This window comes from Bacteroidota bacterium, assembly GCA_016713925.1.
Classification (GTDB): Bacteria; Bacteroidota; Bacteroidia; order AKYH767-A; family OLB10; genus JAJTFW01.
On the sequence record JADJOH010000008.1, the window covers coordinates 962,246 to 988,521 of the forward strand.

General features: G+C 41.8%; 23 protein-coding genes and 2 pseudogenes. 13 read left to right on the top strand and 12 right to left on the bottom strand.

The genetic code is table 11. The annotated features are described in order from the left end of the window. Positions 1-63 precede the first annotated feature (63 nt). Genes IPJ86_17855 through IPJ86_17865 form a run of 3 tightly spaced genes read left to right on the top strand, consistent with a single transcriptional unit; the run spans position 64 to position 2,444 of the window. Entirely contained in the window at positions 64-606 is a 543-nt protein-coding gene (locus IPJ86_17855) for a hypothetical protein (GenBank protein MBK7889085.1), read from the top strand. 26 nt (positions 607-632) lie between these two features. Beyond that, complete coding sequence (locus IPJ86_17860; protein MBK7889086.1) at positions 633-1,229, top strand: hypothetical protein; 597 nt, start codon at positions 633-635, stop codon at positions 1,227-1,229. 36 nt (positions 1,230-1,265) lie between these two features. Continuing rightward, positions 1,266-2,444: an amidohydrolase family protein gene (locus IPJ86_17865; GenBank protein MBK7889087.1), complete on the top strand. Its 1,179-nt coding sequence runs from the start codon at positions 1,266-1,268 to the stop codon at positions 2,442-2,444. On the opposite strand, the gene IPJ86_17870 is transcribed toward IPJ86_17865, so the two are convergent. The 8 genes and pseudogenes from IPJ86_17870 to IPJ86_17905 form a co-directional block, all read right to left on the bottom strand. Further along, positions 2,445-3,005 carry a DUF4468 domain-containing protein gene (locus IPJ86_17870; GenBank protein ID MBK7889088.1) on the bottom strand — a complete coding sequence of 187 codons (561 nt, stop codon included), beginning with the start codon at positions 3,003-3,005 and terminating at the stop codon, positions 2,445-2,447. A gap of 32 nt (positions 3,006-3,037) precedes the next feature. Next, positions 3,038-4,660, bottom strand: coding sequence for a LysM peptidoglycan-binding domain-containing protein (locus IPJ86_17875; protein ID MBK7889089.1), 1,623 nt, complete (start codon positions 4,658-4,660; stop codon positions 3,038-3,040). A gap of 213 nt (positions 4,661-4,873) precedes the next feature. After that, positions 4,874-5,536: a 2-C-methyl-D-erythritol 4-phosphate cytidylyltransferase gene (locus IPJ86_17880; GenBank protein ID MBK7889090.1), complete on the bottom strand. Its 663-nt coding sequence runs from the start codon at positions 5,534-5,536 to the stop codon at positions 4,874-4,876. After that, positions 5,536-6,589, bottom strand: a pseudogene (gene queA / locus IPJ86_17885) (tRNA preQ1(34) S-adenosylmethionine ribosyltransferase-isomerase QueA). Before queA ends, IPJ86_17880 begins: the two are co-directional and overlap by 1 nt. 183 nt (positions 6,590-6,772) lie before the next feature. Continuing rightward, positions 6,773-7,489, bottom strand: a complete 717-nt coding sequence (gene truB, locus IPJ86_17890) for a tRNA pseudouridine(55) synthase TruB (protein ID MBK7889091.1) — start codon at positions 7,487-7,489, stop codon at positions 6,773-6,775. Positions 7,490-7,493: 4 nt separating this feature from the next. Continuing rightward, the gene (locus IPJ86_17895; protein MBK7889092.1) at positions 7,494-8,288 is read right to left on the bottom strand and encodes an undecaprenyl-diphosphate phosphatase; all 795 of its coding nucleotides are present in this window, start codon (positions 8,286-8,288) and stop codon (positions 7,494-7,496) included. A 5-nt stretch (positions 8,289-8,293) separates the two neighbouring features. Further along, positions 8,294-8,530 carry a DUF3098 domain-containing protein gene (locus tag IPJ86_17900; protein ID MBK7889093.1) on the bottom strand — a complete coding sequence of 79 codons (237 nt, stop codon included), beginning with the start codon at positions 8,528-8,530 and terminating at the stop codon, positions 8,294-8,296. Between the two features lie 57 nt (positions 8,531-8,587). Next, the gene (locus tag IPJ86_17905; GenBank protein ID MBK7889094.1) at positions 8,588-9,460 is read right to left on the bottom strand and encodes a cell division protein FtsX; all 873 of its coding nucleotides are present in this window, start codon (positions 9,458-9,460) and stop codon (positions 8,588-8,590) included. A 109-nt stretch (positions 9,461-9,569) separates the two neighbouring features. Between IPJ86_17905 and IPJ86_17910 the strand changes: the two genes are divergently transcribed. The 4 genes and pseudogenes from IPJ86_17910 to IPJ86_17925 all read left to right on the top strand — a co-directional run bounded on the left by IPJ86_17910 (position 9,570) and on the right by IPJ86_17925 (position 14,128). After that, the gene (locus IPJ86_17910; protein MBK7889095.1) at positions 9,570-11,483 is read left to right on the top strand and encodes a leucine--tRNA ligase; all 1,914 of its coding nucleotides are present in this window, start codon (positions 9,570-9,572) and stop codon (positions 11,481-11,483) included. A 468-nt stretch (positions 11,484-11,951) separates the two neighbouring features. Beyond that, a pseudogene (locus IPJ86_17915) lies at positions 11,952-12,547 on the top strand (class I tRNA ligase family protein). A gap of 70 nt (positions 12,548-12,617) precedes the next feature. After that, a complete protein-coding gene (scpB, locus tag IPJ86_17920; GenBank protein ID MBK7889096.1) occupies positions 12,618-13,349 on the top strand; it encodes an SMC-Scp complex subunit ScpB in 732 nt (243 codons plus the stop codon). Next, on the top strand, positions 13,346-14,128 hold the full coding sequence (locus IPJ86_17925; protein MBK7889097.1) for a DUF3108 domain-containing protein: 783 nt from the start codon (positions 13,346-13,348) through the stop codon (positions 14,126-14,128). The genes scpB and IPJ86_17925 overlap by 4 nt, the downstream gene beginning before the upstream one ends. Before the next feature lie 91 nt (positions 14,129-14,219). Here the strand turns inward: IPJ86_17925 and IPJ86_17930 are convergent, their stop codons facing one another. Next, entirely contained in the window at positions 14,220-15,230 is a 1,011-nt protein-coding gene (locus IPJ86_17930) for an aspartate-semialdehyde dehydrogenase (GenBank protein ID MBK7889098.1), read from the bottom strand. Between the two features lie 155 nt (positions 15,231-15,385). Between IPJ86_17930 and IPJ86_17935 the strand changes: the two genes are divergently transcribed. The 4 genes from IPJ86_17935 (at position 15,386) to IPJ86_17950 (ending at position 21,379) form a co-directional block, all read left to right on the top strand. Continuing rightward, a complete protein-coding gene (locus tag IPJ86_17935) occupies positions 15,386-17,971 on the top strand; it encodes a lamin tail domain-containing protein (GenBank protein ID MBK7889099.1) in 2,586 nt (861 codons plus the stop codon). Positions 17,972-17,983: 12 nt separating this feature from the next. Then, positions 17,984-18,601 (top strand): ORF6N domain-containing protein, encoded by a 618-nt coding sequence (locus IPJ86_17940; protein MBK7889100.1) that lies wholly within the window; start codon positions 17,984-17,986, stop codon positions 18,599-18,601. 112 nt (positions 18,602-18,713) lie between these two features. Further along, positions 18,714-19,742: a hypothetical protein gene (locus tag IPJ86_17945; protein MBK7889101.1), complete on the top strand. Its 1,029-nt coding sequence runs from the start codon at positions 18,714-18,716 to the stop codon at positions 19,740-19,742. Between the two features lie 578 nt (positions 19,743-20,320). After that, positions 20,321-21,379, top strand: a complete 1,059-nt coding sequence (locus IPJ86_17950; GenBank protein ID MBK7889102.1) for a SpoIIE family protein phosphatase — start codon at positions 20,321-20,323, stop codon at positions 21,377-21,379. A gap of 104 nt (positions 21,380-21,483) precedes the next feature. Here the strand turns inward: IPJ86_17950 and IPJ86_17955 are convergent, their stop codons facing one another. The 3 genes from IPJ86_17955 to IPJ86_17965 all read right to left on the bottom strand — a co-directional run bounded on the left by IPJ86_17955 (position 21,484) and on the right by IPJ86_17965 (position 24,486). Continuing rightward, the gene (locus IPJ86_17955; protein MBK7889103.1) at positions 21,484-23,046 is read right to left on the bottom strand and encodes an Rne/Rng family ribonuclease; all 1,563 of its coding nucleotides are present in this window, start codon (positions 23,044-23,046) and stop codon (positions 21,484-21,486) included. Positions 23,047-23,337: 291 nt separating this feature from the next. Beyond that, the gene (locus IPJ86_17960; protein ID MBK7889104.1) at positions 23,338-24,174 is read right to left on the bottom strand and encodes a tetratricopeptide repeat protein; all 837 of its coding nucleotides are present in this window, start codon (positions 24,172-24,174) and stop codon (positions 23,338-23,340) included. A 6-nt stretch (positions 24,175-24,180) separates the two neighbouring features. Then, the gene (locus IPJ86_17965; GenBank protein ID MBK7889105.1) at positions 24,181-24,486 is read right to left on the bottom strand and encodes an integration host factor subunit beta; all 306 of its coding nucleotides are present in this window, start codon (positions 24,484-24,486) and stop codon (positions 24,181-24,183) included. 99 nt (positions 24,487-24,585) lie between these two features. Between IPJ86_17965 and mutY the strand changes: the two genes are divergently transcribed. Together mutY and ssb are read left to right on the top strand one after the other, a co-directional pair. Continuing rightward, entirely contained in the window at positions 24,586-25,638 is a 1,053-nt protein-coding gene (gene mutY / locus IPJ86_17970; protein ID MBK7889106.1) for an A/G-specific adenine glycosylase, read from the top strand. Positions 25,639-25,754: 116 nt separating this feature from the next. Continuing rightward, positions 25,755-26,177, top strand: a complete 423-nt coding sequence (ssb, locus tag IPJ86_17975) for a single-stranded DNA-binding protein (protein MBK7889107.1) — start codon at positions 25,755-25,757, stop codon at positions 26,175-26,177. Positions 26,178-26,276: the final 99 nt, after the last annotated feature.

The window sequence follows — 26,276 nt, forward strand, 5'->3', positions numbered from 1 at the left end:
GGATGCCTGAATTTCTTTAGTTTTCAGGGATAGATTTTCTACATTTGTCTAAATACATCTATTTTGCCGGGAAAAGAATTTATCGAAGGTCATACCGTAAGACTCATTCATGGAGGAGAGGAATATTTTAACACCCTTCTCGAGCTTATTGAATCTGCTAAAACCGAATTGCATTTACAGGTGTATATCCTTGATTACGATGATACCGGTGCCGTTGTTATTGATGCCTTGCGCGAATCAGCAAAAAGAGGAGTTAAGGTCTACCTGGTGGCAGATGGATTTGGCTCGATGAATCTGGGAAGTGATTTTAAAGACGAGATGAGAAAATACAGTATTCACTTTCGTTTTTTTTCACCCTTACCTTTCCCCGGAATATTTCAGGCTGGCCGGAGATTGCATCATAAAGTTTGTGTAGCGGATAGTAAACGTGCTTTAGTCTCAGGAATTAATATCGCTGATAAATACAGGGGTCTGAAAATGAACCTGCCTGGCTCGACTATGGATTGCTGGTGGAGGGGCCGGTATGTCAGGAGATCACTGGTGTCTGTGAACGAATTTTTAGCCGTCGCTTTTATCAAAAACAATCCGGTGTCTTTAAGAAATTAAAACTAAGTTCAGCAGGTGAAGCCGGAATGAAAGTTCGCATTTCCATTAACGATTGGTTTCGGAGAATGAATGAAATTTCAGCAGGCTATAAGAAGGAGTTGAAAAATGCTCAAAAGGAAATTATCATTGTAGCCAGTTACTTTACTCCATCCAGAAGATTACTGAAGATTTTGTTACGCTCTGCTAGTAGAAATAGAGATATTTACATCGTGTTGAGTAAGTATAGTGACGTGCCCTTTATGAAATCAGCAATGAAGTTCCTCTATGGAAGGCTGCTCCTGAATAAAGTACGCATTTTTGAATACCGTGAGTCAGTACTCCATGCTAAGGTATGTGTGGTTGATAACAAGTGGGTGAGTGTAGGCTCTCATAATCTGAATCATCTTAGCGAATTCCTGAGCATAGAAATGAATATGGAAGTGCTGGATAATAATTTTGCATCAGGCGTAGCAACAGAATTGAAGAAATTAATGTTTGAAAAATGTAATGAAATCCTCCAGGATGAATTTATAGCTTCCGGAACTTTCTTTGAAAAGATTAAGAATTGGCTTTCGTATAAAATCATAAGCCTTTCGACCCGAATTTTATTATTTCTGAATTTTAAATCAGATAAAGGCGCTTAGCACTTATACAAGTCTTTATTTGTATAATTTTGAAGGATGAAATTATTACATGCATCTTTACTTTTTACCAATGATGGACCTCCTGTTGTAAATGCGGATTTGACGTTAACAGATGAAGGTGTCATTGTGGAAATTGGTTCCGGTGGTGCAAACAATAAGAATGATTATCGGGATGTAATTATTCCGGCATTTATTAATGCGCATTGCCATCTCGAACTTTCACATCTAAAGGGCCTTATCCGCGAAAGAGAAAATGGGATGACAGGATTTATTCGTCAGTTGCTTTCACAACGTTTTCTCTTTTCAGATGCGGTGCAACAGGAGGCTATGCAACTCGCTGACCAATCCATGATGGAAGAAGGTATCGTCGCCGTAGGTGATATTTCAAATTTTACTTCATCAGCAGGAATAAAGAAGAATAGCAAGTTGTATTACCATACCTTTATTGAACTTTTTGGTTTAGAAAATACGAAGGTGGAGGAGATGGTGTTAAATGGGATTTCGATGGTAAATGAATTTAGAGGTGCTGCTCATCTTTCCTCCAGCCTTTCACCGCATGCACCTTATTCGATGGTTCAGGATTTATTTAAAGAGATTTCCAGAGTGGTTCATCCCATTGATCCATTGACAATACATATGCAGGAATCAGAAGATGAGATACTCTTCTGTAAAGATAAGTCAGGACCCTTAGCCGAATTTTTCGCGTCGGCGGGTATTTCTACTACCGATTTTATTCCTTTTGGTGATGTTCGCCCTTTGCGTCAGATTCTACCCTTGATTCCGCGTGCCAACCGGTTACAATTGGTGCACAATACTTATACAGCAGAGGAAGAAATTGTTGCAGCCTTGAAGCGAAGACCTAAATTATCTTGGTGCCTTTGTCCTTCCGCGAATTTGTTCATTACAGGAGATCTTCCACCCGTTGAAGCACTTTTTAGAAATGATGCGCATGTTACCATTGGCACAGATAGTCTGGCGTCTAATCAAAAGCTATCAGTGCTAAACGAACTTAAAATAATCAGTAAGAATTTCCCAATGGTTCCCTTTGCAACGTTGGTGAAATGGTCCACGCTAAACGGTGCAGAGTTTCTTGGGGTTGCCAATCGCTTTGGAAAAATAAAACCCGGAATGAATCCCGGGTTAGTAAGTTTGCATGGACTGAATCACGATGAACTTGTTTTGCATGAACAGGTCACTTGTAAAAGAGTAGCCTGATTACCAATCGTCAGTTTTTGCAGAAGGTGCTGTGGAAATACTTTTCTCAAGACTCTTTAATACCTCAACGGCAGTGCTGTTCACCTGTTGCAAATAATAGTCAAACTTCGGTTCATAGGAAGCTTTGGTTTTATCCATCCATCGCTCACAAGCGTAATACGACTGCTGTTTCCAGTTAAAATCCGTGAGTTCGTAACGGTAACGCCCTTCCTTAAATTGCAAGGTGAGGGTATACATCACGTTGCCGGCATCAGTAGCTAATCCTTTTTTGTCGGCAGGATTCATTACTTTGAATCGCGCTTTACAAACCATTTTTCCGGCTGTAGAATCCTTTTCTCTTATAACATCCGTTGGGTTTTTGTAAAAAGTATTTGCCCATAGCAATGCGCGTTCGTAAAGAGTTCCAGGAGTAGTGCCCTTCACTTCAATAACTCCGGTATAATTAATTTTCTCACCCTTTTCATCCATGGGCAGCTTAGGTGCCTGATTGACTTCTTGTGATGAGGCAAGAAAAGGTAGAAAAATGGTAAATGCAATGAAGGTGGATTTAAATATTTTCATTTTTGGGAAGACATTAGTGTAAGTGAAGCAACTCAACCTCCATTCAGCGGGACTTTTATGCGGGTGCCGCTTCGAAGATTTTTACTGTTGTTGATATTGTTTAGTTTTTTGATCTTGTTAATGTCAGACTGGTACCGTTGTGCGATATTCCAAAGGGTGTCACCGGGCTGCACGGTATGGTAGATGAATTTTGATTTAGGCAGTGGAGTTTGTGTTTCCGAAGTGACCTTTTTTATTTCATGATCTTTTTTGTTGACCGTATCGGTTTTTACCTTTACATCTTTATGCGATGTATGATCACTTTGCGTTTCAGTTTCACACTCATCCGTGGTGTCTTGCGAAGGTTGCATATCTGCAATGGATTCTTCCGGGTCAACAACAAGCTTAATGGGAATTCGTTTTTTTACTGTGGAGTACACATAAATTCTCTGCCCTTTGCGAATAACAGTACCACGTAAACCGTTCCATTTCTTCAGTTCATTTACACTTACATTGTAGCGTTCGGCAATCTTCCCGAGACTTTCACCACTACGCACGGTATGTGGCTTCTTTATTTTTTGAGTAACCGTTTTATAGGTGTAAGCGTAATTTTCATCACTACTGTTCTCCGGAATTTTTTGTTCTATATTCGGTTCTATGCGTGCGATACCCTGATTAACACTATCTAGAAAAGCCCTGGCTATCTGGGTATCCGGTACGCTTTCACCCAGTCGCCCAAGTTTAATGGATTCGTAATAAGTGTTCATCATAGAGGCCACTATTCCATTTCGAATCCATGGACTCTTGCAACCAAATACAATACTGATCAAACGATGTTCTCCCCTTTTAGCAGTAGCCGCTAAACAAAAACCGGCCGCTTTGGTGTAACCCGTTTTAAGTCCATCTACTTCTAATCCATAAGTGATTACGAGTCCATTATGGTTTCGGAAGTTAATATTTCCTTTCCCATTGTAAATATTAGCGTAGGGGATAGAGGATATATCAACCAATTTAGGATGTTTCAAAAGTTCAAGTGATAAGATAAGTTGGTCTCTGGGGGAACTGCTATTATCCAATTCACGAATAATCGCAGGCAAACCGGAAGGATTCGAATATTGGGTTTTTGTCATTCCCAATTCCATTGACCGACGGTTCATTCTTTCTACGAAAGTTTGTAAATCACCGGAACAATGTTTGGCTATCCATACAGTACTCTCATTGTGAGAAGCAACAAGAGCCATCTTCAATAAATCATCAAGGGTATATCGCTCCTCAACGGTGTATGTAGTATATCTTCTTCGGCGGATTTTTTTCCTATATGTACGGGTAACGGTGATATGGTCGTCTAAACAAACCGTTCCGGCATTAATATCTTCTATTGCCAACAAACAAACCATCATTTTCGTCAGGGAAGCGATAGGGTAGGCATAATCCATATCTTTTTCCCAAACTACTTTACCCCGTTCCACATCGTACAATAAACCCGCACGGATTTCCCTTTCGTTAGCAACCAGGCCTGTAATGGTATCCAGTGGAAATGAAAATGTCGGAATATGAGGTAATGTATCCGGACCGTTTGCAGAACTTGTAAAGCCTGAAAGTAGAAATCCACAGCAGAACATAACAACGTATTTGTTAAGTGAAGCTTTTCGATTTCCTTTCTTCTGCAATCTCATGCTATGCAATGATAGTTTTTTCGGGGACTTCATTCTGTCTCCTATCTCCTGACTATAAACAATTCCATGTTAATTTTATTGTACGAACATTCCGGCGCAGTGTTTCATCCTCTGGTCTCCTCATTCCATTCAGATTCTCTCCCCTTTTAACAAAAATAATAAAGGATGGGCCAAAAGTGGTCAAATTTATGACCAATCATCTCAGTTTTTACGTCAGATTTCCTTTAGAACAGCCTCTGCCACTATCAAATCCGATGGAAATGTAATTTTAATGTTACTCTCCTCCCCGGCTTCAAGATGAACTTTGTGTCCTGCGGCTTCAAAAAGGGAAGCTTCATCCGTAAAGTGTTCGAAATCGGGAAGTTTGAATGCATTTTTTAATTTTTCAATATCAAAAACCTGCGGTGTTTGAACCGATCTGTAATGCTCTCTGGGGACAGTTTTACTACCATCCGGAGTCAGAAGTCTTAACGTATCTCTGCAAGTGATCACCGGAACGGCGGAACCCTCTTTTGCTGCAGCATTGTATAATCTAAAAATAAGTTCACTTGAGCATAAAGGACGAACGGCATCGTGAACAGCAACCCATCCTTCATCCGGCAGTTTTGCGAGTCCGGCAGCTACAGATTGTGCTCTTGTCTTTCCTCCGGGCACTAAAGTATGACGGGGAATATTTTCAAGGTTTTCACAAGTCTCTTCCCAATAGGAGAGATAGTCAGCATGCATAACAAGAAAAATTTCAATGTCGTCCTGATTAAAACGGCGAAGGGTATGTGCAAGAATGGGTTCGCCGGCAAGAGGTAAAAACTGTTTGGGTAGGGTTCCCTGCATACGGGTACCCTGCCCACCGGCCACAAGTAGGGCAAACCTTCTCATTAATCCAGAATCAGCATGGCATCACCATAACTGAAGAAACGATATTTTTCCTTTTGGGCCACTTTATAAGCTTCCATGATTAAATCATATCCGCCAAATGCAGTGGTCATCATCAGCAGCGTAGACTCCGGCATATGAAAATTGGTGATCATCATATTGGCAATACTGAAATCATACGGAGGGAAAATAAATTTATTGGTCCATCCGGAGTTGGGTTTTAATTCTCCCATCGTACTCACAGAGGTTTCCATAGCTCTCATGGCCGTTGTTCCTACTGCACAAATATTCTTTTTAGCAGCTTTCGCTTTGTTGACAATATCCACCGCTTTTTGATCCACTGAAAATTGCTCGGAATCCATCTTATGCTTGGTGAGATCTTCTACCTCAACCGGACGGAATGTGCCAAGACCAACATGTAAAGTGACTTCAGCAAGATTAACGCCTTTAAGCTCAAGTCGTTTTAATAATTCACGACTAAAGTGTAGTCCCGCAGTTGGAGCAGCTACCGCACCTTCGTTTTTCGCGAAAACTGTTTGGTATCTCTCTTTATCGGCAGGTTCTGCTTTACGCTTAATGTATTTGGGGAGTGGGGTATGACCCAATTGCTCAATAACATTTCTGAACTCATCTGAGTTGCCGTCGAATAGGAATCTTAATGTTCGGCCACGAGACGTAGTATTGTCAATTACTTCTGCTACGAGCATATCATCATCTCCAAAATACAATTTATTTCCAATACGGATTTTGCGTGCAGGATCAACAAGTACATCCCATAACTTGCTGTCAGGATTTAATTCCCGGAGAAGGAAAACTTCAATTTTAGCTCCGGTCTTTTCTTTGTTTCCATATAAATCGAGCAGGGAAAACTTTGGTGTTATTTAAAACAAGAACATCGCCATCATCAAAATATCCCAGAATATCACGAAAGGTTTTATGTTCGATTTTTCCGGTCGTACGGTGAATCACCATTAACCTTGATTCATCGCGATTAGCAGCAGGATGTGTGGCAAGCAGTTTCTCATTGAAACCGAATTTGAATTTAGATAACTTCATAGCTTACGGGCCGGTGGTATTAAGTTAAAGTTGATAATGAAAAATCATCTTTAACATAGTTAGAATTAATGTAAGGTTCCGTTATTTCGGGATGCGAAGATACGCTTTTTAAAGGCCTGAACGTTAAAGTGCCAATGGTAATGTGCTGTAAATCAGCAAGTAAAAACTTTAATTGAATTTAATCTATTGGTTTTCAGTATTTTGAGTAGCCGTCAGGTTTTCTAAAGATTTGTTTTTAGGATACTTGGCTTCCAGATCTGCGATGGTGAAGGCATCTGTAAGAAAATAAGGTCCTATGCGGGTTCTGCAAAGTGAAGATAAATGCGCTCCAACGCCAAGTGTTTCACCAATATCTCTGGCTAAAGCTCTGATATAAGTTCCTTTACTGCATACAATCCTAAAATCAACCTCCGGAAGTTCGCAACGGGTTAACTCAAATTCTTTAATAAAAAGCCGACGCGATTTTAATTCAACATGATCACCTCTTCTTGCAATTTTATAGGCCCGCTGTCCCCCGGTTTTAATAGCAGAATGCATGGGTGGAATCTGATCGATATCACCGGTAAACTTCAAAAAGGCTTGTCTCACATTTTCCTCTTTCAGATGTTCAATTGGAAATTCCCGGTCGCGTTCAGTTTCAAGGTCGAAAGACGGAGTGGTTGCTCCGATGTAAAATGTGCCTGTATATTCCTTCTCTGCATCCTGAATTTCACTAATAGTTTTGGTTTTCTTCTCCGTACAAATGATTAAAAGTCCGGTGGCGAGTGGATCAAGAGTGCCCGCATGCCCTGCTTTTTTAGCTTTTATGATCCACTTTACTTTTTTCACTACATCAAAAGAAGTCCATTCGAGTGGCTTATTCATTAACAAAACAATTCCTTCAGGACCGGGTTGATTCATTGTCTTAAACCAGCTTCAGATCAACACCCATGATGTATAAAACGATAATTCCTACACCAACAATAATACGATAGTATCCAAAGAACATAAATCCATGCTGTGTGAGGAAGGTGATAAATGACCGGATGGCGATTGCGGCTACAATAAATCCTACAATGTTTCCTATGATAAGCAAATTGATCTGTTCATCTGATACCCCAAGACCTTCTTTTGAAAATTTATATACTTTGAAAATGGTTGCAGCGAACATCGTAGGGACAGCAAGAAAGAATGAAAACTCAGCAGCGGTTTTTCGGTCAAGTTTGCAATAGAGTCCTCCGATGATAGTAGCTGCAGATCTGGAAATGCCCGGTATCATCGCAATACATTGAAACATTCCGATTTTAAAGGCTTTATTGTAAGTTACCTGTTGCGCAGAATTTCCGGTGCCGCCTTTTATCCAGTCATCGATGAAAATAAGCAAAACCCCTCCTGCCAATAATGTGAATGCCACTACCAATACATTCGATAGAAGCATATCAATTAAATCATCCATCAAAAAACCAAGAACAGCAGCAGGTAGGAATGCAAGAAATAGTCTTTTGTAAAAAGCTATACTTTGTAAAAACCGTTTGTAGTACAAGGCAACAACGGAAAGTATTGCTCCAAATTGAATAGATACGGTAAATGTTTTGGTAAACGGTTCTTCAGCAATCCCCATGATAGAAGACGCAATAATCATATGTCCGGTGGATGAAACCGGAAGAAATTCAGTGAGACCTTCAATAATGGCCAGTATAACAGCTTGTATTGTGGTCATGGCGTTTAGTCCGCCTTTTTCACAATGGCATAAATGGCAAGTGCATAACCCATCATGACAACAATAGGTGCAAGGGTTATTCTTCTGAAACTAAAAACCTCTTCATTGAATACATTCGGATTTTCTGCCTTTCCTCCTGCCATGAGGAAATAGCCAATCAGCAATAGTCCAATGGAGATGAAGAGTAAAATGTAATTTTCCTTCCGAAAGCAAAGGCGGCTTCGTTGATATTCTCTTTTGATACAGCAGTTTTAGCACCGGCGGGCTTTTTATCACTCAGGTTTTTTGAAATATTTGGATCAATATAGATTCTCTGTTCGGTAACGAAGATATTTATTCACGGCAAACCAGGTGCATATCAGCGAAAGAAATACGCCTGTTAGTATTAATCCAATCGCTACAATACCCATCAGGCGGTAATCGCGGATGAGGGTGAGCTCAGGTATTTTTAATAAGGCCAGATACATCAGACCGGATAAAAGGAAGATGGAAACGAATCCGCCTATAAGCCCGTTCCAGATGCTCAATGTGAGAAAAGGGGTACGAATGAAACTCTTTGTGGCTCCTACCAGCAGCATGCTTTTGATCAGGAGTCTGCGCGCGTAGAGTGAAATTCTAATCGTGTTGTTTATTAACGCAACAGAAACAATGATTAACAAAGCACTAAAGGTTAACATGATCCAGGTGATCGTTTTCAGATTTCGGTTGATGCTTTCTACAAGCGAAGGTTGATACTGCACTTCCTTTACAACCGGATGAGCTTTGACAGAGGAAATAAAGCTTTCAATATTCTCTTCATTCGCATATTCCGCTTTTAAACGGACGTCTAGTGTTGGATACAAAGGGTTGTACCCTAGAAAATTGAGAAAATCTTCTCCCAGATCCTTCTTTAATGTCGCTGCAGCCTCGTCTTTTGTGATTAATCGGGTGCTCTTTATAGAATTATTGGATTGAATCCTTGTTATTAAATCATTGATGGCCAGACTATCAGCTTCCGGCTTGAGGATCAGGGAGACCTCAATATTTTCTTTGACATACGTGCTGAGCTTATCGGCATGTAAGAGCATAATTCCCAAAGCACCTAATAAAAAGAGAACCAAGGAGATACTCACCACCGTGGATAGGCGGGAAGCTTGTTGGGTTTTTCTAACCAGTTTTTTTTCCTCTGTCATTGATTGCTGCAAAAGTATAAAATTATGGGTGGGGTGATTCTGCACTTTTATAAGAATTATTCACCCCCTCTTTTTACTAACTTCGTACCCCCTCATTGAAACCTGTATTATGGATTATAATTTCCGGGAAATAGAAGATAAATGGCAACGCTATTGGCGGGCAAATAGCACTTATCGCACTGTTGAAACGCCGGGCAAGAAGAAGTATTATGTGCTGGATATGTTTCCTTATCCTTCAGGTGCCGGCTTACATGTTGGTCACCCCTTAGGTTATATTGCCTCTGATATTGTGGCCCGTTATAAACGCCTTAAGGGTTTTAACGTGTTGCATCCGATGGGCTACGATGCTTTCGGACTTCCTGCCGAGCAATATGCTATTCAAACCGGCCAGCATCCTAAAATTACAACAGAGCAAAATATCAAACGGTATCGTGAACAGTTAGATAAAATTGGTTTTTCCTACGACTGGTCAAGAGAGATCCGAACCTGTGAACCGGAGTATTATCGCTGGACACAATGGATTTTCATAAAATTATTTCATTCCTGGTTCAATTGTTTGACGGAAAAGGCTGAGCCCATTGAAAATCTCATTCGCCTTTTTGAAACGGAAGGATTTAATTGTAATCAACCTCAATATCTCACCGGAGATATCGAAAAGAATGTCCCTTCCTTTTCTGTTGCAGACTGGAAGGAAATGTCTGAAAAGGAACAATCGGACATTCTGCTGAATTTTCGTCTGGCCTACCTCAGCGACGCCTGGGTGAACTGGTGTCCTGCTTTAGGTACTGTATTGGCCAACGATGAGGTGAAAGATGGTGTCTCAGAACGCGGAGGCTATCCGGTAGAGAAAAAGATGATGAAGCAATGGAGCCTTCGTATCACCGCTTACGCCAATCGTCTTTTGCAGGATTTGGATAATCTGGACTGGCCGGAGTCAGTGAAGGAAGCTCAACGCAACTGGATTGGAAAATCGGAAGGAACATCCATTCGTTTTAAGGTGGTGGATCACGATGCGTGGATGGAAGTGTTTACCACCCGTCCTGATACGGTGTTCGGCGTTTCATTTGTTACCCTGGCTCCAGAGCACGATCTCGTCAACAAGATAACGTTGCCGGAGTACCGAACTGCAGTGGAGGAATATGTAAAACATGCTACCAATAAGTCCGAGCGGGAACGACAAGCGGATGTAAAGAAGGTAAGTGGTCAGTTTACCGGTGCCTATGTTTTACATCCTTTTACTGGTGAACATATACCGGTTTGGATTGGAGAATATGTGCTTGCAGGATATGGTACCGGTGCCGTAATGGCAGTCCCCGGACATGATCAGCGCGATTTTCTTTTCGCCAAACATTTTGATTTGCCTGTTAAGGAAGTAGTGAGTGGCGGCGATATCTCCATGGAAGCCTATACACCCAAAGAGGGAATTCTGGTCAATTCAGGATTTCTCAATGGATTAGCTGTAAAACAGGCCATCAAAGAAGCAATACTTGAAATTGAAAGACTTTCTATAGGTCAAGGCCAGGTGAATTATCGCCTCCGGGATGCAGCATTTGGTCGCCAACGGTATTGGGGTGAGCCCATTCCGGTCTATTACAAAGACGGTATACCGCATACGTTAGATGCTTCGGAATTGCCATTGGTATTGCCTGAGATCGATAAGTTTCAGCCTACGGAGAGTGGAGAACCCCCACTGGCAAGAGCAATAGACTGGAAGTACAAAGGAGAATATGATTACGAAAGTACAACCATGCCCGGTTGGGCCGGCTCCAGCTGGTATTTTTTGCGCTATATGGATGCCAATAACAAAAGTGAATTTGTATCGAAAGAGGCCGTCAATTACTGGGAGCAAGTAGATTTTTATCTCGGAGGCGCTGAACATGCCACCGGTCATCTCCTCTACGTGCGCTTCTGGACCAAGTTCCTCCATGATCTGGGATTGATTCCTTTCGGTGAACCCGCAAAAAAGCTCATCAATCAGGGGATGATTCAGGGAGTGAGTGCGTTTGTAGAATCAGAGTCCTAAATGGCATCAAAAAAAAGAAATTTGGTTTATGATTGCTGTTGGAGACCTTGGTAAGAATCACCATGTTTATTGAAATCTAGCTTGTTTAAAATTATACTACTGAAGGATTACGAGATACAGTAAGTAATTGCCTGCAAATCTTTATTTATTGAATTGATGTGTCCTGATGGTAATTATGGAAAGCATTCTTTAAAAGGGGGGGGGCGAAAGCCGACCCCCCCCCCCCCCCCAAGCGAAATAGGGGATTTCCCTAGGGGTTAAATTGGGGACAAAAACAATTGTGGCGTGTTTAATGGTAATTTAAAGAGGCAAAGGTTTGGGTTACACCGAGGTTGAGAAGATGCAAAGTCTAAATTAAATGGTCATAAGTCGAGATGATGTAAGGAAGGGGATTTTGAAAGAAACTATAAGTTTAAACAAGATGACATCATCGAAGAATACGGTGCCGACACATTACGTCTTTATGAAATGTTCCTGGGGCCGCTGGAGCAAAGTAAGCCCTGGAGCACGCAAGGTATAAACGGCGTCCATAATTTCCTGCGTCGCTGGTGGAGGATGTATCACAGTAAAGAAGGGAATTTCATGCTGAGTGATGAAGCTCCTTCTGCTGCCGAATGGAAGATCCTGCATAAGACCATCAAAAAGGTGGAGGAAGATGTGGAGCGTTTTTCATTCAATACCACCGTGAGCGCTTTTATGATTTGTGTGAATGAATTGACCGATCTCAAATGCAACAAGCGGGCGATACTGGAACCATTGGTCGTGCTTATTTCCCCTATGCACCACATTTTGCGGAGGAATTATGGCAGTTGCTGGGTCATGCAGAAAGTGTAACCCTGGCGGCATTTCCCGAATGGAAACAAGAGTATTTGGTGGAGAATGAGTTTGAATATCCGGTCTCGATCAATGGGAAAGTGAAATTTAAAATCAATCTTTCTTTGCAGTTGAACAAGGAAGAGGTAGAAAAAAGCGTTCTAAGCTCAGAAGAAATGAGTAAATTTATCTCGGGAACGCCAAAAAAGGTGATTGTTGTCCCCGGCAGGATAGTAAACGTGGTGACCTAATCATCCTTTGTCAGGTCTCCTCATAAGGTCAATTATTAGTTTTAAATAAATAAATAGAATTTAGTCAACCATGCAACTCTTACTTCAACATATAGAAGCACTCATTTTCGCCTCCGAACAACCAATAACCGGAGATGAAATTTTGTCATGCCTGAAATCCGTTTATGGCTGGGAATTGAAAAAAGACCAGTTTCATAGCCTCATTTCTGAATTAAAGGAGAAATATTTATCAGAAGACTTCTCTTTTGAGCTGATTGAGATTGCAGATGGCTACCAGTTCCTGACAAAAAAGGAATATCATCATGCCGTCAATACGCTGTTACAGATTAAAGCCAGACGTCGTTTAAGTACTGCTGCGCTAGAAACATTGGCCATAATCGCCTATAAACAACCTCTTTCTAAGTCAGAGATAGAGCATATTCGTGGTGTTAACTGCGATTATAGTATTCAAAAGCTGCTTGAGAAAGAACTAATAATAATCAGTGGTAAAGGTGACGGACCCGGAAAACCCTTGCTTTATGCCACAAGTAAGAATTTTATGGACCATTTCGGACTGAAATCCGTGAAGGATCTCCCGAAGCTCAAGGACTTACATATTGCTGATAATGAAATAGGTACACCGGCAGATTTGATGGATCATATCGATGTCCCGGTGGATGAAGAACCCGGAGCAGCCGCTTTCGAGGAAGATGAATCCGGAACGTTTCACATCGAAGGTACTGTTGATCCGGAAGCTGCCATGGGATCTTTGGAACAGGATTTGCAAGATGATAGTGACCCAAACAACACAAAACAAGAATGAAAAAACTCATCATCGCTACTTTACTCGCACTTACCCTGCCGTTTTTTACAGTAGCGCAAACACCATTACGCAAAGTTGAAAACCGTGCATTTGGTCCGAGTGAAGTATTAGAATATAGAATTCACTACGGATTTATTGATGCCGGAGTAGCAAAATTAGAAGTAGATCCTGTTGTAAAAACCGTAGGAGGACGTCAATGTTACCGCGTCGTTGGAACCGGAAAATCAGTGGGAGCATTTGATTGGTTCTTCAAAGTGCGCGATCATTATGAAAGTTATATTGATGCGGAAGCCATGATTCCCTGGCTGTTTATTCGCAGAATTGAAGAAGGTGGCTATTCGAAAAAACAAAATGTCAGCTTCAATCATTTCAAATCTACAGCTACCAGTGAGAAGAAAACGATAAGTACTCCCGGACAGGTTCAGGATCTTATTTCTGCCTTCTACTATGCACGAACTATTGATCTGACACATGCCGCGGTCGGAGATACCTTCCAGATTAACTGTTATCTCGACGATGAAGTATTCCCGATGGTAATTAAATATACCGGTAAGGAAAAGGTGAAAACCAAGGCAGGCACATTCAATTGTATTGTATTCAAGCCTTACCTGTTGGAAGGACGTGTGTTTAAAGAGAAAGAAGGTATGACCGTATGGGTGTCTGACGATAAAAACAGGATCCCCGTTTCAGCAAAGGCAGAAATCCTGGTTGGATCCATTCGAATGGACCTTACTAAATATTCGGGATTGTCGAATCCGGTGGCCTTGCTGGGGAAGTAGTGACAGGTCGCGACCTGTCGCTACTTCTCCGTAACGACAGGTCGCGACCTGTCGTTACATATACCCGGTAACGACAGGTCGCGACCTGTCGTTACGGGGTATGTAGCGACATACCGATAAACTTGTTCTTAATCAACAATTCTGCAATCTGAATCGCATTCGTTGCGGCGCCTTTTCGCAGGTTATCGGCAACGATCCAGCAGTTGAGCGTGTTGGCCTGCGTTTCATCCCGGCGGATACGTCCCACAAAAACTTCATCATTTCCCTCAGCATACAAGGGCATGGGGTAAAAAGCCTTCGAAGGATCATCCTGAACGATAATGCCGGGGGAGTCGCTGAGCAATTGGCGGAGTGATGTCAGTTCAAAATCTTTTTCAAATTCAATATTGACACTTTCTGAATGGCCTCCTATCACCGGAACGCGGACAGCCGTTGCCGTTACACGGATGCTGTCGTCTCCCATAATCTTGCAGGTCTCTTTTACCATTTTCATTTCTTCCTTGGTATAGCCGTTATCCTGAAATACATCGATCTGAGGCAAAATGTTCAAATCTATCGGATGCGGATATACCCTGTTTGCAGGCTGTTGGTTTCGCTCGGCCATCAACTGTTCTATGGCTTTGGCTCCAGTCCCGCTTACAGACTGATAAGTAGATACAACTACCCTTTTTATTTTATATCTGTCATGAAGGGGTTTAAGAACAAGTACCATTTGTATGGTGGAACAATTCGGATTCGCAATGATTTTATCACTTGCAGTCAATACATGTCCATTTACTTCCGGAACGATTAATTTTTTCCCGGGATCCATCCGCCAGGCTGAAGAATTGTCGATGACGGTGGTTCCTTCAGCGGCAAATAGCGGCGCCCATTCAATGGATGTTTGTCCGCCCGCAGAAAAAAGGGCCAGATCCGCTTTTAATGAAACAGCCTCTGCCGGTGTCAAGACCGCATATTCTTTTCCCTTGAAACTTACTTTTCGGCCAATAGATTTTTCAGAAGCCACCGGAATAAAGGTCTTCACGGGAAAGTTTCTTTGTTCCAATAATTGTATCATTCTGGTGCCAACCAGTCCTGTAGCTCCAACAACTGCAACTTTCATGTTTAATTATTGATATTGTTTTTCAGTGAATTAAATCCTGTAGCCGTTAGTAAACGGGTATAAGCGTTTATTATACGACTAGGTCCCCGGCACCATACGTCCTTTGTGCAACAAAAGTAATGAAGGGATCGATCGCTTGCCGGATAATGTTGAGTTTGTTGAGCTTGTGCTTGCCGGGTACGGTGATGTCACAGGTGGTAGACGACTTCAGTGATGGGGATTTCAACAATGGGAGGTTGTGGACCGGAGATTCCGCAGCCTTTGTGGTGATGAATGAAGTGTTGAAACTGAACAGCACCGGCAGCGACTCGTCCTTCCTTATAACAGACGGTATACAAGTACTGGATACCATGGAATGGAGGTTTAAGATCCGGCTCGATTTCGCTCCTTCCGGATTTAATTATGCTCGCTATTATCTCTGTTCCGATTCTGACGATCTGAAAAGTCCCTTATCAGGATATTTTCTGCAATTCGGTGAATCGGGTTCGGCAGATGCAGTAGCCTTATATAAGCAGATAGGAACGTCTATCAGTCTCATCACACGTGCAACAGATAGTCTGATCGCATCTCCTTTTGATATCCGGATAAGGGTGCTGCGGTTGCCGTCGGGACAATGGGAATTATGGGTTGATTATGCCGGAGGGGAAGCATTCTATTTTCAGAGTAGTGGATTGGAGAATAGTATTCAACCCGGACCTTATACCGGCTGGAAATGTATCTATACCTCCAGCAATGCCGATAAGTTTTTTCTGGATGATGTGTACGCCGGGGCTTATTTATACGATACGATCCCGCCCCGAATCATTACTGCAGCTATCGGCAGCGATTCTCTTATCTCTGTCATTTTCGACGAAGAACCGGATAGTGTTTCAGCGGTTAATACTCAGCATTATATTATTGATGGGGGGAGTCAGCCGATGTCGGTGCGTGTGGATTCAACAAATTCAAAAACAATTTTACTGTTGTTTTCACAGGCTTTTTCCTCAAACGGTATCTATCAATTGAATGTTCATGGTATAATGGATTCGCATGGAAATGTAAGTCCGGATACCCAATCGATTCAATTGTTCATTGCATCACCTGCTGCCGTTTCGGATCTGGTCATTACGGAAATTATGTCTGATCCTACTTCTGCTCCCACATTACCTCCCTATGAATATCTGGAAATTTATAACAGAAGTCAGAAGGTAATACTTCTATCAGGATATAAGCTCAGCGATGGTAGTACTGACGCCTACCTGCCGCAGGATACCATTTTCCCTGGCCAATATAGAGCTTACACTGAAAGTAGTGTGGTGTCATTTTTTCATGCAGCCGGATATTCGGGAATGAAGGGTGTTAGTGGATTTCCAACGCTGAATAATGATGGCGACCGATTGAAAATTATTGATGCGAATGGAAGTACTCTGGATATTATTCAATATGATGTTTCGATGTACAAGGATCCATTGCGGGATGATAAGGGATGGTCGCTGGAACGTATTGATGCGGATTTTCCCTGCAGTGATAGAAACAATTGGGCCGCTAGTCATGATCCTTCAGGAGGAACACCTGGTCGCGTAAATTCAAAAGCAGGGTTTTTCAGTGATACCATTGCTCCATGGCCGGTCTTTGCTTTTCCTGAGGATAGTACTACTTTGAAAGTTTGTTTTAGTGAAGCCGTAGATAGTGTTTCGTCAAACCATGTTCAACTCTATAATGTAATTGATGGTATAGGAGAACCTTCTTCCATATTTTTCTTGGAAGAACAATCGTGTTTTACTTTAAAATTCAATATGCCTTTTCAACCTGATGTTTTCTATACCCTTTCTTTTGACCCGTCCATTCAGGATTGTGCAGGCAATATAATCAAGAGATGGAATTCACTTCAGTTCTCTATTCCTGATTCAATCCGACCCGGTGATATTATTATAAATGAAATTTTGTTTAATCCGGTTGATGATGGTAGTGATTTTGTTGAGATCCAAAATATCGGTGATCATAGTGTAGATCTTTCCCTACTAAGAATTGCACACGCAGACCCACTTACAGGGATTGTGGATGACATTCTGCCATTTTCATTGGAGTCCCGTTTGCTCTTACCTGGAGATTTTGCTGCGACGACTTCAGATAATTCGGATCTTCTTAAACGTTATTCAATAGGGGATATCAGGCAATTAATTGAAAGTAGTCTTCCTTCATTCAATGATGATGAAGGCATTGTCGTCTTGCTGAATTCTTCATTCAGTGAGCTGGAACGTTTTCATTATAAGGATGATTTTCATTTCAAGCTTTTAAGTGATCCCGAGGGGGTTTCTCTGGAGCGTATCTCTCTTTTGGGTGCGGTAAATGATAGTAGCAATTGGCATAGTGCGGCAGAAAATCTCGGGTTTGCAAGCCCTTGTGCCCTCAATTCACAATATTATGATCCAAAAAAGTTGGACGAGCAATGGCTCAATCTCGCACCTGAGTTATTCTCACCCGATAACGACGGTTATCATGATGTACTGGGCATCTCCTGTAAACCATCACGACCCGGCTACATGGTGGCACTTTCTATCTATAACGAATTTGGAATTCCTGTACGTAAGCTCACACAGCAGGAACTTATAGGTGGTGAAGGGTTTTGGATTTGGGATGGACTTTCAGATCAGGGAGGACTGCAGGGTGCGGGTATATATGTGGTAGTTCTCGAGATGTTCCATATTGATGGAGATACAAGGGTGATTAAAAAGGCGGCTGTGCTGGCAAAGAAAAGTTAAATGAAAATCAGTATGGAAAATAGACAAGTTGAAGAAAACGAACTGATCCGCAGCATTTATATTATTCGCGGATGCAAGGTCATGTTGGACCAGGATCTGGCTACCTTATATGGTATTCCAACGAAAAGGTTGAATGAACAGGTAAAGCGAAATCCTTATCGGTTTCCTGCCGATTTCATGTTCCAACTGACTGAAGATGAGGTAGAATCATTGAGGTCGCAAAATGCGACCTCAATGATTCCTGTAGCATCCGGAAGTCCGCGGTCCCTCGTCAAAAATGCGGGATCGGATGAAATTTCTTCAAAAGGAGGAAGACGGTATTTACCTTATGTCTTTACTGAACATGGCGTTCTCATGCTCTCGAGCGTGCTGAATAGCAAAGTTGCTATAGAGGTCAACATAAGAATTATGAGGGTATATGTTCGCCTGAGAGAAATCCTGAGTGTGCACGAGGAACTCTCTTCAAAAATCGATTTTCTGGAATCTAAAATTGAAAGAAATTCGGAGGAGATCATATTGATTTTTGATGCCTTACAGCAGTTAAATGAAGCACCGGATATCAAGGATCGTGTAAAAATTGGTTTTCATTCAGGTCTGGCAGAGGAAGAGCTTCGATCCTATGCCCTATAAAGTTGTTCTTCCACCTATGTTTTTGAATTATTCAAAGAAATGTCAGTTAATTTATTTAGAACGATGTCGATGGATTGAATAAGGTTTTTAACTTAGAGGCAAATCTAAGGCCATGAAAAAAGGATATATACTATTTGTTTTCTTATTCGTTACTTGTTCCCTTCACGCCCAACAATCGCTGGATATCGGACTTGCCGGAGGGACAACTAATTATTTTGGTGACCTGGGTAATGATGAATTTTTTCAAAAAAGTTCGATGAGCCCCGGTATGGCCATAACGGTTCGCAATTTTATTTCACCCCGGGAAATTACCGGTATGAAGTATTCGCCAATAAATATCGAAGCCCGTTTGAGCTGGCATCGTATTCAATATGATGAAACTAGTCCGGTGGATGGAAAGAGCGGGACGGAATTGCGTAACTATGGGCGAGGATTGAATTTTCGCAATGATATTTATGGTTTCTCCTCTCATATCAGTTATACTTATTATCCCAATCGTCGCCTCCCGCTGCATAAACAGAGTCTTGCATTATTTGCTTACACAGGTATCGGGGTGTACTATGGTCGCCCGAAAGCGGATTTATTCAGTGGTGATATTGATATTGCAAACAGATACCATTTCTGGACCGATGGTACCATACGCGATGCTGCACAGTCTACAGGAAGCGGCAATGTTATCGAGAAGGATGGAAAATATGAAACGGATCTGATCGATTGGCGTAACGAAGGTCAGGGCGCTTATGATGAATCTAACCCTTCAAAGAAAATGTATAGTCCCTGGCATTTGGGCGTTCCATTGGCGGTAGGTTTTCGTTATGGTCTGGATAAGAACATTACACTCTCGTTGGAGTTTGGTTACTATAAATTCTTCACAGATTACCTCGATGATGCCAGTGATGCCTATGCGACTTACAAGCAGATTGAACAGCAATTTCCGGGTGACCCCGTTAAACAGGAACTCGCTAAGTACATCAGTGATCCCACCGGACTTGGAACAGACGGTATGGTAGGGCCCCGGACATCCAGAAGAGGAAATCCCGCAATTACAGATTCCTATAGTTTTATAAATCTCGAGTTCGCATATAAGATCAACTGGAACCCTAAGAAAATAACAGCGTTATTCGCAAAGAAAGGTTTGTGAGTTGCCGTTGTAGGAGCAACTGCTCCTGAAATTTTTTCTGCAGTTATAGTCAGATGCATATGTGCATTTATTGTGTCTGAATATGACCTTGATACGGTGATTTCTTTCCTGCGTTAATTTAGTTTTAAGTGGCCTCTTCTTTTTTGAAATCGGAATCAATATAGCTTCATTTAATACTTTGTTATTTACGGATAATATATAAATAGCACTAAATCAACAGAAGAAACGTAATTGAGGATGGTCGCTATGTGTTTTTATCTATTTTTATTGGTCAAATAGTTCAGACCAATGGCGCCATTAAAGGATGTAGAGATAGATTCAAAGAAGAGTTCAGTCGCACTTGTGCTGATTCCTTCTCTGCTTCTCACTTTTAACTTTCTAAAGAATATTTATAATGAAATAGTGGAGAATGGATCTTTCTCCTTTGAGTCGTTGTTTATTGTTATCATGAATTTGTTTTTGACTTCTGTATTTGCATATTTATCGCTTATTGCACTTAAGAAGTATACTAAAAAGGCCCCGGACTTGTCATCAATAAGCTTGGAATATTAGATAACTCCGGACTGGTTTCAGCGGGAATGATTTTCTGGCAGGATATAATAGAGATCAACAGTACTAAAATTTTATTTTCGGAATGTATCACGGTGAAGGTGAAGAATCCGGATCGCTACATAAAAAATCAACGGACCTTGTTCAAGCGATCATGGCTCGAGTATGAATACAAGAATTATGGCTCCCCGGTGAATATTTCTGTCAGCGGACTTAAGATAAAGTTTAAGGATCTTTTCAGTATCGTTCAGCAGCATTTTCTTTCTACACATGTTGAGTCACGAACACTGGATTTAAAGCGGGAGAAGGAAGTCATTCAAACGGAGAAGAAGGCCTTAGTAGATTCCATTAATTATGCGAAAAGAATTCAGACGGCATTGTTACCCTCACAGCAGAAGATAGAAGAACATCTGGGTGAAAATTTTATTCTATTCCTTCCAAAAGATATTGTTTCGGGAGATTTTTACTGGGTAGAAACATCGGAGGATTGGGTTTTATTCGCAGGATGTGATTGTACCGGTCATGGAGTGCCGGGTGCACTGATCAGCATCTTGTGCATTAACGCCCTCAGCAGAGCGGTAAATGAATATGGTCTGGTCAAACCTTCATTGATCCTCGATAAGGTGGCAGAAATCATAGTAGACAGTTTAGGGATCAGTGGAGAAGTGAAGGATGGAATGGAGGCAAGTCTCTGTGCATTTAACAGGAAGACGCGTGAATTGTATTGGTCGGGGGCGAATTGCCCGTTATGGATTGCCAGAGAAGGTGCTGTATATGAATTAATGGAGTTTAAACCGGACAAGCAGCCTATCGGTCAGGTGGTAAATCGTTTTCCGTATACGAATCATAAAATTCATATTGAAAAAGGAGATGTCATTTATCTGTTCAGCGATGGGTATGCCGACCAGTTTGGGGGCGAACTGGGGAAGAAACTTACCAGAAAGAAATTCAAGGAAATTGTCATGCTGCAACGTGGGAAATCGTTGAAAGAACAACAGGAAAATTTCCTTCGTTATCATAATGAGTACAAAGGAAGGATGGATCAGATAGATGATATTTTATTGATGGGCATTAAGGTGGAGCGGTAATCTCGTCACATTTGTGACCAAATAAGCGTTCCTGAAAAAATATTTTCAATGGTAATTATGGATAAAAGTTGGCAAAAGATAATTTGATAATTATTTATGAAAATCTACAACTTAATCTCTTCCCCCTGCTGATTCAAAAAATGAAATTCCATGATATGATAAGCGGATATGGGTTCAACTTTAATCCAGCGTTTAAATTTCTTACGCCATTGCCATTGGAAGGATTTCATTGTCCAAAAATCTTTTTTCAGAAAGGCTGCGACGTAAGGATGCGTTTGAAGGGTAAGTCCTTTTTCATTTTGCTCCTGGCATAAATAGCGAAGATTGTTTTCAATGTCGTCAAGGAGCAGGAGAGAAGCTTTGATCTCGCCGGTACCATCACAGGCCGGACATTTCTCTACGGTAATGATATCGGTAACCGGTCGTACACGCTCCCGTGTGATTTGAACAAGACCAAATTTTGTTGGAGGCAAAATGGTATGACGAGCCCGGTCCTGCTTCATCTCCGCATTCAAGGTGTCGAAGAGTTCTTTCCGATGGAGCGTATTGCGCATATCGATGAAGTCGATGACAATGATTCCACCCATATCGCGCATGCGTAACTGACGTGCAATTTCCTTAGCTGCCATGAGATTCGTTTGGAAAGCGTTGCTCTCCTGTGAATCACCACTGCCTTTGTTGCGGCCACCGCTGTTCACATCAATCACGTGCATCGCCTCGGTATGCTCGATGATCAGATAGGAACCACCGGCCATATTTACGGTCTTGCCAAATAGGGATTTTATCTGTTTGTCAATGCCGAAGTGTTCGAAAATAGGCATCTTGCCTTTGTACATCTTCACAATATCCACCTGGTCGGGAGCGATACCTCTGATATAGGATTTTATCTCTTCTGCTACACGAACATCATTGACATGTATCGCATTGAAGTTTGGACTGAGAAGGTCGCGGAGGATGGTGGAGGCACGGTCAATTTCACCGAGTAGCTTTGACGGAGGTGCTGATGTTTTCAGCTGCTCATGCAGTGACATCCATTTGGAAGCCAGATCCTGAACATCCCGGTCAAGGTCTGCTACCTTCTTCCCTTCAGCAACCGTGCGTACTATGATGCCAAAGTTGCGTGGCTTGATGCTCGTTGCAAGGCGCTTGAGACGTAACCTTTCGGCGGAACTTTTAATTTTTTGGGAAACAGAAACCACATCCGAAAAGGGTACAAGTACTACATATCGTCCTGCAAAAGATACTTCAGAAGTAATGCGAGGACCTTTGCTGGAGATGGGCTCTTTCGCGATCTGAACGATAATATTCATATTCGGATTAAGGATTTGATTGACCTTACCCGCCTTGTGAATATCCGGTTCGATTTCAAAATTATTCAGCAGCGCTTCAGCCTGGCTTCCGCTCTGCGTATGTTTCATAAACTTAATGAGGGATTGCACTTGTGAGCCCAGATCGAGATAATGCAGAAAAGCATCCTTCTCGTATCCGATATCCACAAAGGCAGCGTTCAAAGAAGGCATGATCTTCTTCACACGGCCCAGGTAGATATCTCCCACAGAGAAGTTGTTTTCTTTCTTCTCTTTGTTTAACTCTACGAGCAGTTTGTTCTCAACGAGGGCAATGTTTACCTCGGAGGTAGACGAATCGATGATCAGTTCGCTGTTCAATGCAGTATGCCTGTTGAAGCGTTGCTGAGAACTGAAATTCTAATAAAATTAAAAAATTAAATTCCAGCAGCTAGCTTACCTTTTTTGAAAAAGCAATAGCAAATATGACCTGCTGTACCTTTTAAAAAGTACAGCAGGTCCTTCAGCCCGAAAAGGGCCTACCTGTTTTTCTTCTTATGACGATTTTTCCTTAAACGCTTCTTACGTTTGTGAGTCGCCATTTTATGACGCTTACGTTTTTTTCCTGATGGCATGATTAAATGTTTTTAGTATTCTAACTTATAGTATTTTTCAGGAAGGTTTTTTCTTTAACTCTTCCACTAATTTAATGACATCTGAAACATCATAATTTGCATTCTTTATGAATGTTTCATAGGAACTCACAGCAGCAGCCGTGTCTCCTTTTTGCAATAACACTTGTCCAAGGAAGAAATGAATTTCATTTCGCTTTGGGTTTATCGCCAGCACTTTATTGAAACGCTCAATGGCCTTGTCAAGTTGTCCTGATTTAACAGAGAGCATCCCTAAATTGTATTGAGCCATTTCGTGATTGGGGTCGGCTGTTATTACTTCCCGTAATAACAAGATCCCTTTCATGGGTTCATTTGTTCCGTCGGCATAACAGGCGCCGAGATCGGTTTTGGCATTCAGATTCGCCGGGTTTATCTCCAGCACCTTTTCATAATTGGAGATGGCCTTCCCTACTAAAATGGATCTGACTACCGTGTCATTTGCCATTCTAAAGGAATCGAAGTAGCGATAAGCGGCATCCAGATAAGACTGCTCACTTTGAACTATTTCCGCTTTTCGCTCAAACCAAATGGCTGAAGCAGCAGGAACTCCGTTGCGATCCCATAAACGACCAATACCATCTAATAATACGGTATCCTTGCCGCCATTCTTTTTGAGAGATGCCTCAAAGAAATCCAAATTCTTTGTCTCATTGCTGTCCAGTGATGTTCTGGCAGATTTTAACAAATCGTCCGGCTGAAACTCATCCCTGCTTCCAACTTTCTCTTCTTTTACTTCCTTTCCCTGTTTATTAATTTGAGACGGAGCGAAATAAAGAGCAACGGAAAGCAGAATGGTGCCTGAAATGAGAAGTACCCTCAGTTGTGCACCTTTCATTCAGGATTATTGAGCAGGTAAGGTTTTCTTGTTGTGCGCATTCTTAACACGCTCAGTGAAAGTCTTCGCAGGCTTGAATGCAGGAATGTAATGTTCCGGAATAATAATCGTTGCGTTCTTGGTGATGATACGTCCGGTTTTCTTCGCACGCTTCTTTACGATAAAGCTTCCGAAACCACGGAGATATACGTTTTCGTTATTGATCAGCGAGTTGCGAACAACTTTCATCATAGACTCAACGGTCTGCTGAACAGCTACCTTCTCGATCCCGGTTTTTGTAGAGATCTCATTTACTAATTCTGCTTTTGTCATCTTTTACTGGTTATTATAATTTTCCTTTTACGGGGCTGCAAAGATATGCTTTCCCGCTGAAATACAAAATATTACTTGCTTATTTTTGTCCAAAATATGATGTTAGAACTGGAGTTTTCTAAGAATTTAAGGGATTGGTACCGAAATAATGGCCGGAAATTGCCCTGGCGCGAAACATCAGATCCATATAAAATCTGGCTTTCGGAAATTATTCTTCAGCAAACACGTGTAGATCAAGGACTTCCGTACTACATTAATTTTGTTGAATCTTTTCCAACTATTGGGGACTTTGCAAAGGCTCCTATTGACAAAATTTTACGATTATGGCAGGGCCTGGGCTATTATTCCAGAGCCCGAAATATGCATACTGCTGCTTTACAGGTCGTGCAGCAATTTGATGGGAGATTCCCGGCCGATTTTGAATCGTTGAAGAACCTGAAGGGAGTCGGGGATTATACAGCATCCGCTATTGCCTCTTTTGCCTTCCATCTCCCGCATCCTGTCGTAGATGGGAATGTGTTCAGATTTTTGTCGCGTCTTTCAGGGTCAGCTGTTCCTATAGATTCCTCCCTTGGTAAAAAGGTTTTTGCAGAAATGGCCGGTGAACTCTTCGACCCGAAACATGCCGCAGAGCACAATCAGGCAATGATGGAAATGGGGGCTTTAATCTGTAAGCCAAAAGCTCCTTTGTGTGAAGAATGTCCTTTCCATATGGCCTGCCATGCCTATATATATAATGAAATCGATCGGCTGCCGGTGAAGGAGAAAAGGGCAAAGGTGCGGACACGTTATTTTCATTATTTTTTCTTCACGCATGGTTCCGATACCTTTATAAGCCGACGCAACAAGAAGGATATCTGGGAAGGTCTATATGAGCTCCCTCTCTTTGAAGCAGATAGGGAAGATATTGATATACAGCATATCCAGCTGCCATTTAAATTGTCAATTGCAGGTAATCAAATCGATGGACGCCCCTCCCGCTTTCGGCACTTACTATCGCATCAGGAACTGATCGTTCATTTCTGGAAAATAAAATTGAATACCGGGATAAAGCCCCGGGGAGAGCTCCGAAGCATTCCACTGCACCGACTCCGGGAATTCGCCTTCCCGCAAGTGATTATTAAATTTCTCAAACAGGAAGACCTGGTGTGATTACCCAAAATACCTGTAGTTCGGTTTTCTGCAGAATTTGAAAAGTGAAGTCAATTACTAACTTTGACCTTGATAATCTGAATTTCTGAATGCGTTAAACTCTAAACTACAAAACTATGTCAGGCGTCAACAAAGTATTTCTCATTGGTAATTTGGGTAAGGATCCCGAATACCGTCACATGGAAGGTGGAATTATGGTTGCTAAATTTCCTCTGGCAACAACTGAATATTTTAAAAATAAGGACGGACAACGACAGGATCAGACCGAATGGCATAATATTGTTTTGTGGCGTGGTCTTGCAGAAGCTGCTGAAAAACTCCAGTTGAGGAAAGGGCATATGGTTTTTATTGAAGGGAAGTTGAGAACGCGTAGTTGGGAGAAAGATGGCATTAAGCGATATGCTACTGAAATTATTGCAGAGAACATGACAATGCTGACTAAAAGAGATGCTCAAAGTGGCGGGCATTCCGGCGATGCGGCAACTCATGAGCCCACTCCTCCTCCTTTGAACGATTTGGGTGGTGATTTGCCTTTTTAACCAGGGATCATAGTTCTCCGGTTCATTGACCTACTCCTGTGTGGAAGAGGTTTGAAAGTCGATTAAAATCTATCGAATGGTCTCGACGTATTCAATCAT